Raw genomic sequence first — 14,945 nt, forward strand, 5'->3', positions numbered from 1 at the left:
GAAAGTGGACTCAGCTTTCCCGCGTCCCTAAGTCGCCTCGCATGCCGCGGCAATTCGACAAGATGCATGGGCTTGGAAATGACTTCGTCATCTTCGACGCCCGCCAGGATCCGCTGGCCATGTCGGAGGCGCTCGCGCGGGCGGTAGCTGACCGGCGGACGGGGATCGGATGCGACCAGCTGATTGTGCTGGAGCCCAGCACGGCCGCGGACCTCCGGATGCGCATCTGGAACCATGACGGCGGAGAAGTGCAGAGTTGCGGCAACGCGTCCCGCTGCGTGGTTGCACTCACGCGGGTCACCACCCTCGAGACCGGCGGAGGCATCGTCCACGGCGCAACGCAGAACGGAACGATCGAGGTTTCACTTGGTGAGCCCAGGTTCGAGTGGGATGAGGTGCCTCTCACCTATCCGATGGACACGGACGCGGTGCCGATGGGCTGGGGCCCTTTGGAAAAGCCGATGGCGCTCTCCGTCGGCAACCCGCACCTCGTCTTCTTCGAGGACGATGTGGACTCGATCGACCTCGTTCGGCTGGGCCCGAGCATCGAACATGATCCGGCCTTTCCGGAGCGAATCAACGTCAACGTCGCTCAAGTGCTTGCTGACGGCAGCATCAAGCTGCGTACCTGGGAGCGCGGGGCGGGTCTGACGCTCGCGTGCGGCACGGGCGCCTGCGCCACCGCGGTCGCATCAATTCGGTCGAAGCGCGTGACCTCGCCCGTCCGTGTGAGCATGCCCGGCGGAACCCTGACCGTCGCCTGGTCGCCGGGCGGGCCGGTGAAGATGATCGGTGCAGCCACCCACGTCTTTCGGGGTGAGATCGAGCTGGAGCGGCTTGGCGCATGAGCGTGGAAACGATCACGCTGGGTTGCCGCCTGAACTTCGCTGAGAGTGAGGCGATGAAGGCCCGCGCCCCGGACGGCACGGTGATCGTCAACTCCTGCGCGGTAACGGGGGAGGCGGTGCGGCAGACGCGGCAGGCAATCCGGCGCGCTCGGCGGGAGCGGCCAGAGGCCCGGATCGTCGTCACCGGCTGCGCGGCACAGCTGGAGCCCGAGAGCTTTGCCGTCATGCCGGAAGTGGACTTGGTGGTGGGCAATGGGGGCAAGTTGGCCTCCTCATCGCTCGTCCTGAACGGAGGCCGTCAGGCCGAAGTCGAAGGGCGCTCGGCAGGTGACACGCCCTTCGACTTGGCACTCCGTGCTCCGCTCAGGACGAGCGAGAAGATTGCCAGCCGCTCACTCCAGTTTACTTCTTCCCCCGTCGCCGCCGGCTTCCGACAGCGCGTGCGGAGCTTCGTCGCCGTTCAGACCGGCTGCGACCATCGGTGCACCTTTTGCACCATCTGGCAGGCGCGAGGGCCGAGCGTGACCCTGCCCTATTCGGCCGTGCGCGATGCGGTTGCACGCGAGCTGGCGGCTGGCGCCAAGGAGATCGTGCTTACCGGGGTAGACATCACCAGCGTCGAAGGCGGGCTTGGTCCGTTATGCGAACGGCTGGTGGTCGACTTGCCAGCGTTGAAGCGCCTTCGGCTCTCAAGCCTCGACAGCATCGAAGTCGACGAAGCGCTCATGGCGCTGATCGCCGGCGAGCCGCGGCTCATGCCGCACTTCCACCTGTCGCTGCAGGCCGGCGACGACCTGATCCTGAAGCGCATGAAGCGCCGGCACTCCCGTGCCGACGCGGTGCGGCTCGTCGAGCGGATCAAGACGCTGCGGCCGGATGCAACCATCGGGGCGGACCTGATCGCCGGCTTTCCAACCGAAACTGAGGAAGCCGCGATCAACACGCTGAGACTCCTCGACGACTGCGGCATAGTCGCAGCCCACGTCTTCCCCTTCTCGCCCCGACCGAACACGCCGGCCGCCCGCATGCCGCAGGTCGAGCGCGAGATCGTCAAGGCGCGAGCCGCCCGCCTCCGCGCCGCGGCTGCCGAGCGCCGTTCGGCCTGGTTCGACAGTCTCGTCGGCTCCGCCCAGCCCGTACTGATCGAGAACAGCGAGAAGGGTCATACGGACAGTTTCGCGCCAGTGTTCGTTGCCGGCTCGTCGCGTGGCCAGACGGGCCTTGCGCGCATCATCGGTCGCACCGGCGACCACCTGATCGGGACGTTTGTTCAATGAGTTGGCTTGAACGGCTGACCGGCGGTTTCAAGAAGACCGCCGACCGGCTTGGCGAAAACATCAGCGGGCTCGCCTCGAAACAGGCGCTGGACACGTCGACCCTCGACGACATCGAGGAAGCGCTGATCGCCTCCGATCTCGGGCCCGAAGCCTCCAGGCGTATCCGCGAGGCCATCTCCGCGCGCCGCTACGAGCAACTCGACGAACGCGGCCTCCGCACCATTTTGGCCGAGGAGATCGAGAAGATCCTCGCTCCCGTCGCCAAGCCGCTCGACGTCTGGGGCTTTCCGCGTCCGCACGTCATCCTCGTGATCGGGGTCAACGGGTCGGGCAAGACCACCACCATCGGCAAGCTCGGCCACCTGCTCCAGGAACAGGACTATGGCGTGATGCTCGCCGCCGGCGACACCTTTCGGGCCGCCGCAATCGAGCAGCTGCGCATCTGGGGCGAACGCATCGGAGCGCCCGTCATCTCCGGCAAGGAGGGCGGCGACGCTGCGGGGATCGTGTACGACGGCGTGAAGCAGGCGACCGCCACCGGCATCGATGCACTGATCGTCGACACCGCCGGGCGGCTCCAGAACAAGACGCACCTGATGGACGAGCTCAGCAAGGTCCGCCGCGTCCTTGGCCGGCTCAACCCGGAAGCTCCCCACGATGTGGTGCTCGTCCTCGATGCGACCACCGGGCAGAACGCGCTCAACCAGATCGAGGTGTTCCGCGACCTCGCGGGCGTCACCGGTCTGGTGATGACGAAGCTCGACGGAACCGCCCGGGGTGGCGTGCTGGTCGCGGCAGCCGAGAGGTTCGGGCTTCCGATCCATGCCATCGGCGTCGGCGAAGGCGTGAACGACCTCCGTCCCTTCGACCCCCGCGCGGTTGCCCGCGCCATTGCAGGACTTCCGCCCGAATGAACACCGCTGCTTCTAAGCAGGAGCCCACGGGCAGCGCCAAGCTGCTGATCGACCTTGGGCCGCTGCTGGTCTTCTTCATCACCAACTTCGCCGCGCCCGTCCCGCCGATCATGAAGATCTTCGTCGCGACCGGCGCGTTCATGGTGGCGATGGTTGCGGCCATGATCTTCTCGGCAATCCGCTACCGCCACATCTCGCCGCTGCTGTGGTTCTCGGGCGTGATGGTAGTGATCCTCGGCGGGCTCACCATCTGGCTGCACAACGAGACGTTCATCAAGGTCAAGCCGACCATCTATTACCTGTTCGTTGGCGTCCTGCTCGGTTTCGGCCTGTGGCGGGACAAGCCGCTGCTGAAGCTCGTGCTCGGCAGCGCTTATCCGGGCCTCACCGACGAAGGCTGGCGCAAGCTGACGCGCAACTGGGCGCTGTTCTTTGCGCTCATGGCCCTCATCAACGAGGCGGTTTGGCGCAACTTCAGCACGGACACCTGGGTTGGCTTCAAGCTGTGGGGCGCGATCCCCCTCACCTTCCTGTTCGCCGCTGCCAACATCCCCATGCTGCTTCGGCACGGGCTGACGACGGACAAGGCTGACCTTGCCGAGCCGGGACCGGTCGAATGAACGAACCCATCCTGTCCATCCGCGGCCTGCGCAAGGCGTACAAGAGCGGCACGGAGGCTTTGAAGGCTGTCGACCTCGACATCCACCGCGGGGAGATCTTCGCTCTGCTTGGGCCGAACGGTGCGGGCAAGACGACGCTGATCTCCATCGTCTGCGGCATCGTCACTGCAACCGATGGCGTGGTGCTCGTCGACGGCCGGAACTGGCGCGACGATTACCGCCACGCCCGCACGCGCATCGGCCTCGTTCCACAGGAACTCACGACCGACGCCTTCGAACCGGTCCTGAACACTGTGAGCTTTAGCCGCGAGCTGTTCGGCAAGCCGAAGAACTCGGCATATGTCGAGCAGATCCTCCGCGACCTGACCCTCTGGGACAAGCGCCACACGATCATGAAGGAGCTGTCCGGTGGGATGAAGCGCCGGGTGATGATCGCCAAGGCGCTCGCCCACGAACCCGACATCCTCTTCCTTGACGAGCCGACCGCCGGCGTGGACGTGGAGTTGCGCAAGGACATGTGGGCCCTCGTCCGCCGCCTGCGCGAGCGGGGCGTCACCATCATCCTTACCACCCACTACATCGAGGAGGCCGAGGAGATGGCGGATCGGGTCGGCATCATCCGGCTGGGTGAACTGATCCTCGTCGAAGAGAAGAACGCCCTGATGCAGAAACTCGGCCGCAAGGAATTGCACCTGGAGCTCGCGGAGCCGCTGACCGCGGTGCCGGCCGTGCTCGACGAGTGGGACCTCAAGCTCAACGACGGCGGCACCCACCTGACCTACACCTTCGACGGCAAGGCCGAGCGCACCGGCATCCCGTCCCTGCTGGCTGCGATGCGTGACCTGGGGATCGGCTTCAAGGACCTGGAAACCAAGACATCCAGCCTCGAAGACATCTTCGTCGACCTGATCCATGGAGGTCGTATTGCGTGACTTCTCGAGGGCCCTTCGACAAGCTCAGGGTGAGCGCATGAGGTATGGCCCTCCCCCCGCGCCCCCGCTGAGCCTGTTGAAGCGCAACCCTCCCCACGCGCTCACGCTGAGCCAGTCGAAGCGTACTCAAGGACCAAGACCATGAACTGGCGCGGCGTCTGGGCGATCTACAAGTTCGAGATGCACCGCTTCCGGCGGACGCTATGGACCGGGCTGGCCGTCCCGGTGATCACCACCTCCCTCTACTTCGTCGTGTTCGGCTCGGCGATCGGCGGCCGCATGACCGAGATCGGCGGCGTGCCCTATGGCGCATTCATCGTGCCGGGCCTGATGATGCTGAGCCTGTTCACCGAGAGCATCTTCAACGGCAGCTTCGGCATCCACATGCCGCGCTTCACCGGCACCATCTACGAAATCCTGTCCGCGCCGCTTTCCGCCTTCGAGACCGTGCTCGGCTACGTTGGCGCCGCAGCGACGAAGGGACTCACCGTAGCCCTGGTGATCCTGGCGACCGCCCACCTGTTCGTACCACTGACGATCGAGCACCCCGTCCTGATGCTGCTCTATCTCGCGCTCGTGGCGCTGACCTTCTGCATGTTCGGCTTCATCATCGGCGTGTGGGCCAAGGGATTCGAACAGCTGCAAGTGATCCCGCTGCTCATCGTCACGCCGCTGACGTTCCTCGGCGGAGCCTTCTACTCGATCGACATGCTCCCACCGACTTGGCGTCAGATCACCTTGTTCAATCCCGTCGTCTACCTGATCAATGGCTTCCGCTGGACCTTCTTCGGGACGGCGGACGTGGCTTTCGGGACCGCACTGGTGGCGACCTTCGCCTTCGCCCTCGCCTGTCTGGCAGGCATCTGGTGGATCTTCAGGACGGGGTACCGGCTGAAAGCCTAGCCCGTAAATGTCACCCCCGCGAAGGCGGGGGTCCATCTCCCAACACAACCAAGATCAGCAAGGTCGGGAGATGGCATTCCGCCTCCGCGGGAATGACGCGGTTGAGATCAGATCGCTGCGAACCGCTGCTGCACCTTATCCCAGTTCACAACGTTCCACCACGCCTTGAGGTAATCCGCGCGGCGGTTCTGGTAATTCAGGTAGTAAGCGTGCTCCCACACGTCGTTGCCGAGGATGGGAGTGCCCTTCTTCTCGGCAATGTCCATCAGCGGATTATCCTGATTCGGCGTGGACACGACCTCCAGCCCCTGTCCGGGCACCGCGATCAGCCATACCCAGCCCGAGCCGAAGCGCCCGAGGCCCGCCGTGTTGAACTGCTCCTGCAGCGCGTCGAACGAGCCGAACTTCGACGTGATCGCATCTGCCAGTTCGCCGGCCGGCTGCCCACCTCCGGGACCCATGATCTCCCAGAAGAAGCTGTGGTTCCAATGGCCGCCGCCATTGTTGCGCACGACGGGCGGAGCCGATCCCACGCTCGAGAGGATGTCCTCCAGGCTCTTGCCCTGCAGGTTGGGATCCGCGTCCACCGCCTTGTTGAGGTTGTCGACATAGGCCTGGTGATGCTTGTCGTGATGCAGCTTCATCGTCTGCGCGTCGATATGCGGCTCCAGCGCGGCATAGTCGTAGGGCAGCGGGGCGACTTCGAAAGCCATGGCGGTTCTCCTGTTGAGGTTGGCCGCGATGTGGTCGGTGGGAGACGGTGAGTCAACGAGCGCAAAATGCGCTCACGCTGAGCTTGTCGAAGCGATGCGCATGAACGCGCTTACGCTGAGCCTGTCGAAGCGATCCGCATGGACGCGCTCACGCTGAGCTTGTCGAAGCGTCTGCCCTCGTCACCCTTCGACAGGCTCAGGGTGAGCGCAACAGGGCTAAGCTGCCTGCTCTCCCTCGAGCAGCTTGTGCCGCTTCAACGCATGCCGCAGCTGGTCATAGCTAAGGTTCAGCGCCGCCGCCGTGGCGCGTTGGTTGTAGCGGTTGCGGGCCAGCGCATCCTCCAACAGCGCACGCTCGTAGGACGTCACCGCCGCGCGGAAGTCGCTCGTGGTCACCGACCCTGCCGCAGGAGCGACCGGCACTGGCGCTGTCGGCTCCTCCTCCGACCCGGTCACATCCCTCGCCGGCGCGTCGGCAACGATCGTCTTCCCCGGTGCCCACGGGGAGGAGAAGGGATCGAACTGGATGGCGTCGATCGGCCGCTCCGGATCGTCCCAGCGATACACGGCCCGTTCGACCACGTTGCGCAACTCCCGCACGTTCCCGGGCCAATTATAGCCTTCAAGCTCACTCATCGCCTGGCGCGTGAAGCCGGGCCAACTCGGCCAGTCGAGTTCGACCGCCATGCGTCGACCGAAATGCTCCGCAAGCAGCGGAACGTCCCCCTGGCGCAGCCGCAGCGGCGGCAGGGTCACGACCTCGAAGCACAGGCGGTCCAGCAGGTCCGCCCGGAACTTGCCCTGGTCGACGAGTCGCGGGAGATGCTCGTTCGTGGCGGCGACGATCCGGACATCGACCTTGACCGGCTTCGATGCGCCGATGCGCGTGACTTCCCCATATTCGACCGCCCGCAGCAGCCGGTCCTGCGCTGGCGACGACAGCGTGGCGAGCTCGTCGAGGAAAAGCGTGCCGCCATCGGCCTCCTCGAACCGGCCGTGGCGGGTCTTGGACGCGCCCGTGAACGCTCCGGCCTCATGCCCGAACAGCTCCGCCTCGATCAGATTCTCGGGCAGCGCCGCGCAGTTCATCGTGACCAGCGGGCCAGCCCAGCGGGACGACAAGTGGTGCAGGCGCTCCGCGATAAGTTCCTTGCCGGTGCCGCGCTCACCGATCACCAGCACCGGCCGGTTGAGCGGCGCTGCACGGCTGGCACGCTCGACCGCGTCGAGGAAAGCAAGGCTTTGGCCGATGAAGGACTGGGTCCGCTCCACGCCAAAGAGTTGGTGCAGATTCCCGAGGCTTGGCAAGTTATTTCAGCTTGTCGGAACGGCGGAAATGGGCCGTTTCCTGCTTTTCTGCCCTTGCTCGAAAAATGGCACGAACCCTGCATAGTCTTTCATCGACAGGACCCTTCTGCCTTGCGAGGTACGAATAGATGAGCATCTTTTCCCGGACACGGGACATCATGGCAGCCAATTTCACGGAGCTGCTCGACCGGTCGGAAGACCCCAGCAGGATGATCCGCATGATCATCCTGGAAATGGAGGAGACGCTGGTCGAAGTCCGTGCATCGGCCGCGCGCTCCATTGCGGATGCCAAGGAAATGCGCCGGGCGATCTCCCGGCTCGACGGGCTGACCGAAAGCTGGACCGAGAAGGCCGAACTGGCTCTGAGCAAAGGCCGCGAGGATCTCGCGAAGGCGGCGCTGATCGAGCGTCAGAAGGCCGCCGACATGGCCAAGGGGCTCGAAGCCGAAATCAAGGTCGTCGACGACACGCTGAAGAGCTATGAAGCGGACATCGCCAAGCTCCAGTCGAAACTGCGTGAGGCGCGGGCTCGGCAGAACGCATTGGCGACCCGGATGGAGAGCGCCGTGACCCGCGCCAAGGCCCGCGAAGTGCTGAACGGAAGCCGGACCGAAGACGCGTTCAGCCGCTTCGAGCTGCTGGAGCGCCGGGCGGACTTCGCAGAAGGGCGGGCCGAGGCTCTCGGAATGACTGGACCCAAGAGTCTCGAGGAAGAGATCGCCGAACTTCGTGCCGAAGAAGCGGTCGACGCGGAACTGGAAGCATTGAAGGCCAAGCTGGCCGGCAAGGGGAAGTAAGGTATGGAAACTGGGGAATTTCTCGCCCTGTGCGTCACATTGGGCATTCTCTTTATCGGTCTGCCATGGCTGATCTTTCACTACATCACCAAGTGGAAGACCGCTGCGACGCTCACGTCCGGGGATGAGAAGCTGCTCGACGACCTCCACGACCTCGCCCGGCGGCTGGATGACCGGCTGTGCTCGATCGAGCGCATCATGACTGCCGAGAACCCGAACTGGCGTCAGCAGTGCCTGCCGGAATCCTCTCGCTTGCTCGGGACGGATCGCAGCCTCGACGAGGATCTGGGCAGGATCCGCACCAACGCACCCACTAGCAGGGAGTATCGCTGATGCCGACCCAGCCTCCGAGCAGGACGCGCTTCTACCTCGACAAGCGCAATGGAAAGGTGATGGGCGTTTGCTCCGGCGTCGCCGACTATACCGGGTTCGACGTCACCCTCGTCCGCATCATCTTCGTTGCCGCGGTGCTGATGGGCAGCGGTATGCCGCTCCTCATCTACCTCATCGCCGGCATTGTCGCGAAGGACAAACCTTCTGAACTGCGGAGCGGCGATCCGGAAGAGGAGCGCTTCTGGCAGGGCGTGCGCCAGTCGCCGGCCCGCACCGCTCGCGACATCCGCTCCCGTCTTCGCGACATCGACCGGCGCCTCGGGGATGTCGAGCACTACGTCTTGACCGAAAATCGCTCGCTCGCCCGCGAGATCGAGCAACTGCGTTAAGGAAGGGCACGACCAATGTTTCCATTCGAGACCTTCGCACCCGTGGCTGCGATCGTAGGCTTGGCTGCAGTGATTGGCTGGGTCGTCACGACCTGGATGCGGATCAAACACGGTTATCCGCTGGAGGGTTCGTGGGGCCAGCAGGTTCACCCGAGCAGCAGCAAGGAATCGCAGGAGCGGATCAAGCTGCTCACCCAGGAGAACGCTCAGCTGAGGGCGGAGATCAGCTCGGTCAAGGACCGGCTCGCCACCGTGGAGCGGATCGTGACCGATGAGAGCCACCGCCTGGCTCGCGAGATCGACAGCCTCGCCATCACCAAGAACTGAGGTCGGCCATGAACAATATCGCCAGCTGGATCTGGGTCCTCATCCCCTTGGCTGCAATCGGCATCGCACCGTTTCGCATGTGGCTCCGCCTCAAGGAAAAACAGCTTGATCGGCAATCCGATCTGGCGGCGGAGAAGGCGGCGCAATATGCTTCGCATACGGCAGAGCTGGAGCAGCGGGTCCGGGTGCTCGAACAGATCGTCACCGACCGCGGCTTCGACACCGCCGCCCAGATCGAGGCCCTGCGCAGCACGCCGGCCCGCAAGACGGAAGAAAGCGTAAGATGAACCCCTTCGAGTTCGTACTTGTCCTGATGCTGATGATCTTCGGCTTCACGATCATCAAGCACCGCATGGGCATCACGTCGCGCGGCGACAAGGCCGATCGCATTCCCGCCGGTCCCGACCCCGAGAAGCAGCAACTCCTGCAGGAGGTTCGCCAGCTCAAGGAACGCGTGCAGGTGCTCGAGCGGATCACGGTGGAGAAGGAAAACTCCCTCGCGAGGCAGATCGAAGAGCTTCGCGACCGTTAAGATGGGTGACGCTGCAGGCGAGAGCGACTATCTCGCCCGCGTGACCACCCTCCCCCGCCTCCCCGACGTCCTCGACGATTATGAGCTGCTCGACAGCGAAGAGCGCTACCGGCTCCTGATCGACCTCGGCCGCACGCTCGAACCCATGCCCGATGCGCTGAAAACCGACGCTACCAAGGTGCGCGGCTGCTCGGCCTCCGTGTGGGTCTATCCGACGCGGCTCGACGATGGCCGGCTGCACTTCCTGGCCGACAGCAATGCGGCGATCACCAAGGGCATCGTGGCGCTGGTCCTGAGCGCCGTGCAGGACCGAACCCCTGAAGAGATCGCGACCACCGACATCGCGCAGCAACTCGCGCCGTTCGAGCTTTCCCGTCAGCTGTCGTCCAACCGCACCCAAGGCGTCCCCAACATGATCGCCCTCATCCAGGACACGGCGAAGCGCTACCGGTGAGCGAGGGGTTCGATCCGGAGCGCTTCTTCCAGCTGGCGCGGAAAGTTGGGCACGGCAGGGCGCTGGGCCTCGAATATCATTCCAAGGGTGACAACTGGGTGGAACTCGCGCTTCCCTGGCGCGAGGAATTGGTCTCCCTGCCGGAAACCGGCGTGATGGCCAGCAGCGCCATCGTCAGTCTGATCGACACGTGCAGCGGCACTGCCGTGTGGCAGCGGCTCGGCGGATTTCGCCATATCGCGACCATGGACCTGCGGCTCGACTACCTTCGGCCGTCGGTCCAGGGCGAAACGGTGATCGCCCGCTGCGAGTGCTACAAGCTCACCCGCCGGGTCGCCTTCGTCCGTGGCGTGGCCCACGGCGGTGATCCGGATCGGCCCATCGCACATAGCGCCGCGACCTTCATGATCCGCGACGACTAAGCCCTACTTGTCGCTTCCGCGGCGCTCCTCCGCCTTGCGAAGAACGTCATATGCGGCTTGCACCTTCTGGAAACGTGACGCGGCCTCTTCGTCGCCCGGCGTCAGGTCCGGATGGTTCGCCTTGGCGAGCCGCCGGTGCGCAGCCTTGATGTCGTCGAAGCTCGCATCACTTTCGAGCTCCAGCGTATCCAGCGCCCGCATCTCGTCCCGGCTGCGGCTGCCGTCCCCCGGTCCGCCCCATGCCCAATGGGCGGAATGGCGAAAGCCGTTCGCACTGGCCCGCTCGCTGCGTTCCCGCTCCTCCGCGTCAGCGGCGCCCAGCCCTTCGAAATAGTTCCAGTTCTTGTTGTACTCGGCGGCGTGAGCTTCGCAGAAGTGCCAGCGGTCGGGGCTGTTCGGGGCCTTGGGCGCGGGACGGTCGCCCGGGAGGTCACAACCCTCCCGATCGCACAGACGAACCCGCGTCGCCTCGCGAGAAGCGCCGTATGCCCGCCACCGCGGAAAACCCCAGTCGTTGGAACGTGTCTGCCTGGCCATTGCGTCCTAACTAATAAGCCGCCCCTCCTGATGCGAGGGTGAATGCCAGAGGGCCTGTAAGCCGGGTTCTGTCCAGCGCATTGCTGCACCTGGGCGACCATTCCTCTAGGCCTGCCGTTGCCGACAGGCTCAAGCGACCAACCCGGGCGACGAGCCGGAACCAGCCCATGTGCCGCCCCTATTCGGTCTTGCACCCGGTGGGGTTTACCATGCCGCCGCCGTTGCCGGAGACGCGGTGCGCTCTTGCCGCACCCTTTCGCCCTTACCCGACCGAAGCCGGGCGGTATCCTTTCTGTGGCACTTTCCCTGACCCCTCGACACGCTCGGGGCCGCCGGGCGTTACCCGGCACCGTTGTTCCGTGGAGCCCGGACTTTCCTCGCGCCCCCGAAGGAGCCCGCGGCCGCCCAGCCCTCTGACGGGGTGCGGTATAGCTTAACTAAATACGCAAACCAATGCGCTCATCCTGAGCTTGTCGAAGGGTGTTGGAGACCACGCTTCCTCAGCACCCTTCGACAGGCTCAGGGTGAGCGCTCCTGTTCACGGCTCCCCCATCGGCCTTGGCAACAGGAGCGCCAGCAACTTCGCCCGGCACTCCCCATCGATGATCCCGTCGATCCGCTCCGGCCGGAATCGCCGCTGAAAGGCGATCACCGCCTTCCAGCTGTCGGTGACATCATAGCCGAACCGCTCCAGCGCCAGCAGGAAGGCGGCGTCGGACCAGAACGGATCGATCAGGTTGCGGGTTGGGCTCGGGAGCGCCAGCCGGCGCTTCGCCAAGGCCTCCCAGGGGAACAGCTCACCCGGATCCTCCTTGCGGGCCGGCGCGATGTCGGAGTGTCCCACCACATTGCCGCGGCCGATCCCGTGCCGCTCCTTGATGTCCGCAACCAGGGGTATGAGCGCTGCGATCTGCTCGTCAGGGAAGGACCGGTAGCCGAACTCGTGCCCCGGGTTGACGATCTCGATGCCGACGCTCGCCGAATTGACGTCGCGGATGCCGCGCCAGTAGCTCTTGCCCGCGTGCCAGGCGCGGCGCTCCTCGTCTACGAGCTGATAGACTGTGCCGTCCTCATCGATGCAATAATGACTGCTGACCTTGGCTTCGGGCGAGGTCAGCCGGTCCAACGCCCCCTGGCAGTCCGGCATTCCGGTATAATGCAGCACGATCATCGTGACCGGCAGCTGGCGCTCGTCGTGATTGGGCGAAGGAAGATCGATCATGTCCACGCTTCCGCATGAGGCACATGGGCCAGCGGACGGGTCAAGCCTTCAGGCGGATCAAGCCGTCTTGAGCAGATCGCCTGTGGCGCCCGCGTGACGGTATAAGCCGCGCTTCTCACGATCCGCCTCAAGCCGGTTCGTCTGGCCGATCACCGTCTCCCCCGCACCCAGCATCAACCACCCATCAGGGGCAAGCGCCGCGGCAAGGCGGTCGAACGCCTTCGCCCGGGTCGTTTCGTTCAGGTAGAGCAAAACGTTGCGGCACAGGACGATGTCGAACTCGCCCGGGTGCGGCGGCGGCTCCAGGAGGTTGTGGACCTGGAAGCGGACCGTGCGACGCAGCGCCTCGACCGCGCGCCAGCCTTCGGCGGATTCCTCGAACCACTTGATCATCTGCTGGATGCCAAGTCCGCGCTGGACCTCGAACTGCGTGTAGGCGCCGGCTCGCGCCCGGTCGATCACGGATGCGGAAACGTCGGTGCCGAGGATGTCGATCGTCCAGCCGGCCCACTTCTGCGGCTGCTCCGCAAAGAGCATCGCCAGCGAATAGGCCTCCTGCCCCGTCGAACAGCCGGCCGACCAGACGCGGATCCGACGGGTCTTGGCGCGCCGCTGAGCCAGGGCCGGAAGCGCCTGCTGCGTCAGCAGGTCGAACGGCAGGCGATCCCGGAAGAAGTAGGTCTCGTTGTTCAACAGGGCCTCCACCACGCGTGTGGCCAGACTAGGCTCTCGCCCCATGACGAGGATGGTGATCAGCTCGTCGATGCTGCTGATTGCCCGCTCGCGCAGGATGCCGGACAAAGCGGTCTCCAGGCGCCAGCGTCTGCTCATCGTCAGTTGCTGACCAGTCCGCGCCTCGAGCAGGCCGGCGAGGATGCGGCAGCTGCTGTCGCTTATTTCCACGCAACATCCCCGGCTCGGGACGCAACACGCCGGGCGATCTTGTCGGGCGGCAGGATGGCACAGGCGAGCCCCGCCTCGGCTACCGCGCGCGGCATTCCCCACACGGCGCTGGAGGCTTCATCCTGGGCGATCACCGCACCGCCGCAGGCCACCAGCTTGGCGGCACCCTCGGTGCCGTCGCGGCCCATTCCGGACAGCACCACGGCAACTGCTGCAGTGCCGTAGATCGGGCCGAGTGAGGCCAGCATCGGGTCCAACGAAGGAAGGCAGCCACTCGACACGCTCTGCCGCATCAGATGCACCTGCTGGCAACCGCCAACGCTCTCGACAGTCAGATGGGCGTCCCCTGGCGCGATCAGGATCTGGTCCGGCAGGAGTTCCATCCCTTCCTGTGCAATCCGGGCTTCCCGGCGTGCGCTGGTGCCGAGCTGGCGAGCGAATACCTCCATGAAGGGGACCGGAAGATGCTGGGTCACCAGGATTGGCACTCCCAGGACCGGCGGAAGCGCCTGGAAAAAGGTTCCGAGGGAGTGGATACCGCCGGTGGATGCACCGATGGCAAGAACGCCGAGGGCATCGTTGCTCATCGCCCGCAGCGGGGTCGAAGGTGACTGCTTGGAGCGGGCCGGTTCCACCCGGTCCTCGGCATGGCCGAGTGCCCGCAGCTTCGAGAGCAGGACTTCGGAAAAGCGGCCATTGAACCGCCCGGTGCCCGGCTTCGGGAGCGTATCGGCAGCGCCGAGCGCAAGGGCCGCGATCGTCTCTTCCGCGCCTTCCTCGGCCAAAGAGGAGACGACGATCACCCGTGCGCCGCGCGCGGTTGCGAGAATCTTCGGGATCATGGTCAGGCCACCCGCCCCCGGCATCTCCAGGTCGAGCAGGACGACGTCTACCCGGACGTGAGCCAGCGCGTCGACGGCATGCTCGGCCGTGCCGGCCACGGCCACGATCTCGAACCCGCCGTCACTCTCGATCATGCGCGACAGCACTGCCCGCGCGACCATCGAATCATCGACGATCATCAAGCGGATCGGTCGGGTGGGCCTGTGGACTCCCTCCCGCCTCGTGGCGAGCGCCGGGCTCATCGGCCGGGCCTTACGCTACGCCGACGAGTTGGAGCTTGATGTGCAGGGTTTCGCGGTCGAATGGCTTCATCACATATTCGTCGGCGCCGGCCTCGAGCGCGGCGCGGATGTGCGCCATGTCATTCTCTGTCGTACAGAATACAACCTTGGGCTGGTCGCCATGTCCGCGCTGCCGCAGCAGCTTCAGGAATTCCATCCCGCTCATCACCGGCATGTTCCAATCGAGCAGGACCACGTCCGGCATCTTGTCTTCGCACCGCTCCAGAGCCTCGCGGCCGTCACCAGCCTCTTCGACGGTGAAATCGAGTGTTTCGAGGATGTGCCGGGCAACCTTCCGGATGACCTTTGAGTCGTCGACGATCAGACAGGTTTTCATGGACACGTAATTCCTTGGGTTCGGCAGCCGATTTGTAGATTGCGAAGGGTAAC

The 14,945-nt window shown here is 65.0% G+C and carries 21 protein-coding genes and 1 other RNA gene; 14 read left to right on the forward strand and 8 right to left on the reverse strand.

Features of this window, described 5'->3' with window-relative positions; all coding sequences use genetic code 11:
- Positions 1 to 41 precede the first annotated feature (41 nt).
- The 6 genes from dapF (at position 42) to JT720_RS07750 (ending at position 5,494) form a co-directional block, all read left to right on the forward strand.
- The gene (gene dapF, locus JT720_RS07725) at positions 42 to 848 is read left to right on the forward strand and encodes a diaminopimelate epimerase (protein ID WP_205480590.1); all 807 of its coding nucleotides are present in this window, start codon (positions 42 to 44) and stop codon (positions 846 to 848) included.
- On the forward strand, positions 845 to 2,125 hold the full coding sequence (locus JT720_RS07730; RefSeq protein WP_205480591.1) for a MiaB/RimO family radical SAM methylthiotransferase: 1,281 nt from the start codon (positions 845 to 847) through the stop codon (positions 2,123 to 2,125). The genes dapF and JT720_RS07730 overlap by 4 nt, the downstream gene beginning before the upstream one ends.
- Entirely contained in the window at positions 2,122 to 3,039 is a 918-nt protein-coding gene (ftsY, locus tag JT720_RS07735) for a signal recognition particle-docking protein FtsY (protein WP_205480593.1), read from the forward strand. The genes JT720_RS07730 and ftsY overlap by 4 nt, the downstream gene beginning before the upstream one ends.
- Complete coding sequence (locus tag JT720_RS07740; protein ID WP_205480595.1) at positions 3,036 to 3,659, forward strand: septation protein A; 624 nt, start codon at positions 3,036 to 3,038, stop codon at positions 3,657 to 3,659. The genes ftsY and JT720_RS07740 overlap by 4 nt, the downstream gene beginning before the upstream one ends.
- Positions 3,656 to 4,591, forward strand: a complete 936-nt coding sequence (locus tag JT720_RS07745) for an ABC transporter ATP-binding protein (protein WP_205480597.1) — start codon at positions 3,656 to 3,658, stop codon at positions 4,589 to 4,591. The genes JT720_RS07740 and JT720_RS07745 overlap by 4 nt, the downstream gene beginning before the upstream one ends.
- Before the next feature lie 141 nt (positions 4,592 to 4,732).
- Complete coding sequence (locus JT720_RS07750; protein ID WP_205480599.1) at positions 4,733 to 5,494, forward strand: ABC transporter permease; 762 nt, start codon at positions 4,733 to 4,735, stop codon at positions 5,492 to 5,494.
- A 107-nt stretch (positions 5,495 to 5,601) separates the two neighbouring features.
- On the opposite strand, the gene JT720_RS07755 is transcribed toward JT720_RS07750, so the two are convergent.
- Positions 5,602 to 6,207 (reverse strand): superoxide dismutase, encoded by a 606-nt coding sequence (locus tag JT720_RS07755; protein ID WP_205480601.1) that lies wholly within the window; start codon positions 6,205 to 6,207, stop codon positions 5,602 to 5,604.
- Positions 6,208 to 6,423: 216 nt separating this feature from the next.
- Positions 6,424 to 7,479, reverse strand: coding sequence for a phage shock protein operon transcriptional activator (gene pspF, locus JT720_RS07760; RefSeq protein WP_205480602.1), 1,056 nt, complete (start codon positions 7,477 to 7,479; stop codon positions 6,424 to 6,426).
- Between the two features lie 164 nt (positions 7,480 to 7,643).
- Between pspF and pspA the strand changes: the two genes are divergently transcribed.
- The 8 genes from pspA to JT720_RS07800 are packed head-to-tail and all read left to right on the forward strand — an operon-like array spanning position 7,644 to position 10,769.
- On the forward strand, positions 7,644 to 8,312 hold the full coding sequence (gene pspA / locus JT720_RS07765; RefSeq protein WP_205480603.1) for a phage shock protein PspA: 669 nt from the start codon (positions 7,644 to 7,646) through the stop codon (positions 8,310 to 8,312).
- 3 nt (positions 8,313 to 8,315) lie between these two features.
- Positions 8,316 to 8,645, forward strand: coding sequence for an envelope stress response membrane protein PspB (gene pspB / locus JT720_RS07770; protein WP_205480604.1), 330 nt, complete (start codon positions 8,316 to 8,318; stop codon positions 8,643 to 8,645).
- Positions 8,645 to 9,034 carry an envelope stress response membrane protein PspC gene (pspC, locus tag JT720_RS07775; protein WP_205480605.1) on the forward strand — a complete coding sequence of 130 codons (390 nt, stop codon included), beginning with the start codon at positions 8,645 to 8,647 and terminating at the stop codon, positions 9,032 to 9,034. The genes pspB and pspC overlap by 1 nt, the downstream gene beginning before the upstream one ends.
- A gap of 15 nt (positions 9,035 to 9,049) precedes the next feature.
- Complete coding sequence (locus tag JT720_RS07780; RefSeq protein WP_205480606.1) at positions 9,050 to 9,361, forward strand: hypothetical protein; 312 nt, start codon at positions 9,050 to 9,052, stop codon at positions 9,359 to 9,361.
- An 8-nt stretch (positions 9,362 to 9,369) separates the two neighbouring features.
- Positions 9,370 to 9,648, forward strand: coding sequence for a hypothetical protein (locus tag JT720_RS07785; protein ID WP_205480607.1), 279 nt, complete (start codon positions 9,370 to 9,372; stop codon positions 9,646 to 9,648).
- On the forward strand, positions 9,645 to 9,893 hold the full coding sequence (locus JT720_RS07790; protein ID WP_205480608.1) for a hypothetical protein: 249 nt from the start codon (positions 9,645 to 9,647) through the stop codon (positions 9,891 to 9,893). The genes JT720_RS07785 and JT720_RS07790 overlap by 4 nt, the downstream gene beginning before the upstream one ends.
- Before the next feature lies 1 nt (position 9,894).
- Positions 9,895 to 10,347 (forward strand): SufE family protein, encoded by a 453-nt coding sequence (locus JT720_RS07795; protein ID WP_205480609.1) that lies wholly within the window; start codon positions 9,895 to 9,897, stop codon positions 10,345 to 10,347.
- A complete protein-coding gene (locus JT720_RS07800; protein ID WP_205480611.1) occupies positions 10,344 to 10,769 on the forward strand; it encodes a hotdog fold thioesterase in 426 nt (141 codons plus the stop codon). Before JT720_RS07795 ends, JT720_RS07800 begins: the two co-directional genes overlap by 4 nt.
- Positions 10,770 to 10,772: 3 nt before the next feature.
- On the opposite strand, the gene JT720_RS07805 is transcribed toward JT720_RS07800, so the two are convergent.
- The 6 genes from JT720_RS07805 to JT720_RS07830 form a co-directional block, all read right to left on the reverse strand.
- The gene (locus JT720_RS07805; RefSeq protein WP_205480612.1) at positions 10,773 to 11,306 is read right to left on the reverse strand and encodes a J domain-containing protein; all 534 of its coding nucleotides are present in this window, start codon (positions 11,304 to 11,306) and stop codon (positions 10,773 to 10,775) included.
- Between the two features lie 41 nt (positions 11,307 to 11,347).
- An RNA gene (rnpB, locus tag JT720_RS07810) (RNase P RNA component class A) lies at positions 11,348 to 11,723 on the reverse strand.
- A 121-nt stretch (positions 11,724 to 11,844) separates the two neighbouring features.
- Positions 11,845 to 12,528: an N-acetylmuramoyl-L-alanine amidase gene (locus JT720_RS07815; RefSeq protein ID WP_205480614.1), complete on the reverse strand. Its 684-nt coding sequence runs from the start codon at positions 12,526 to 12,528 to the stop codon at positions 11,845 to 11,847.
- 57 nt (positions 12,529 to 12,585) lie between these two features.
- Entirely contained in the window at positions 12,586 to 13,431 is an 846-nt protein-coding gene (locus JT720_RS07820; protein WP_336511967.1) for a CheR family methyltransferase, read from the reverse strand.
- Positions 13,422 to 14,516, reverse strand: a complete 1,095-nt coding sequence (gene cheB, locus JT720_RS07825; protein ID WP_237219837.1) for a chemotaxis-specific protein-glutamate methyltransferase CheB — start codon at positions 14,514 to 14,516, stop codon at positions 13,422 to 13,424. The genes JT720_RS07820 and cheB overlap by 10 nt, the downstream gene beginning before the upstream one ends.
- Positions 14,517 to 14,526: 10 nt before the next feature.
- Positions 14,527 to 14,892 (reverse strand): response regulator, encoded by a 366-nt coding sequence (locus JT720_RS07830; RefSeq protein ID WP_205480616.1) that lies wholly within the window; start codon positions 14,890 to 14,892, stop codon positions 14,527 to 14,529.
- Between the last annotated feature and the right edge of the window lie 53 nt (positions 14,893 to 14,945).

This window comes from Sphingomonas arenae, assembly GCF_016924655.1.
In the GTDB taxonomy this organism is placed as follows: Bacteria; Pseudomonadota; Alphaproteobacteria; order Sphingomonadales; family Sphingomonadaceae; genus Sphingomicrobium; species Sphingomicrobium arenae.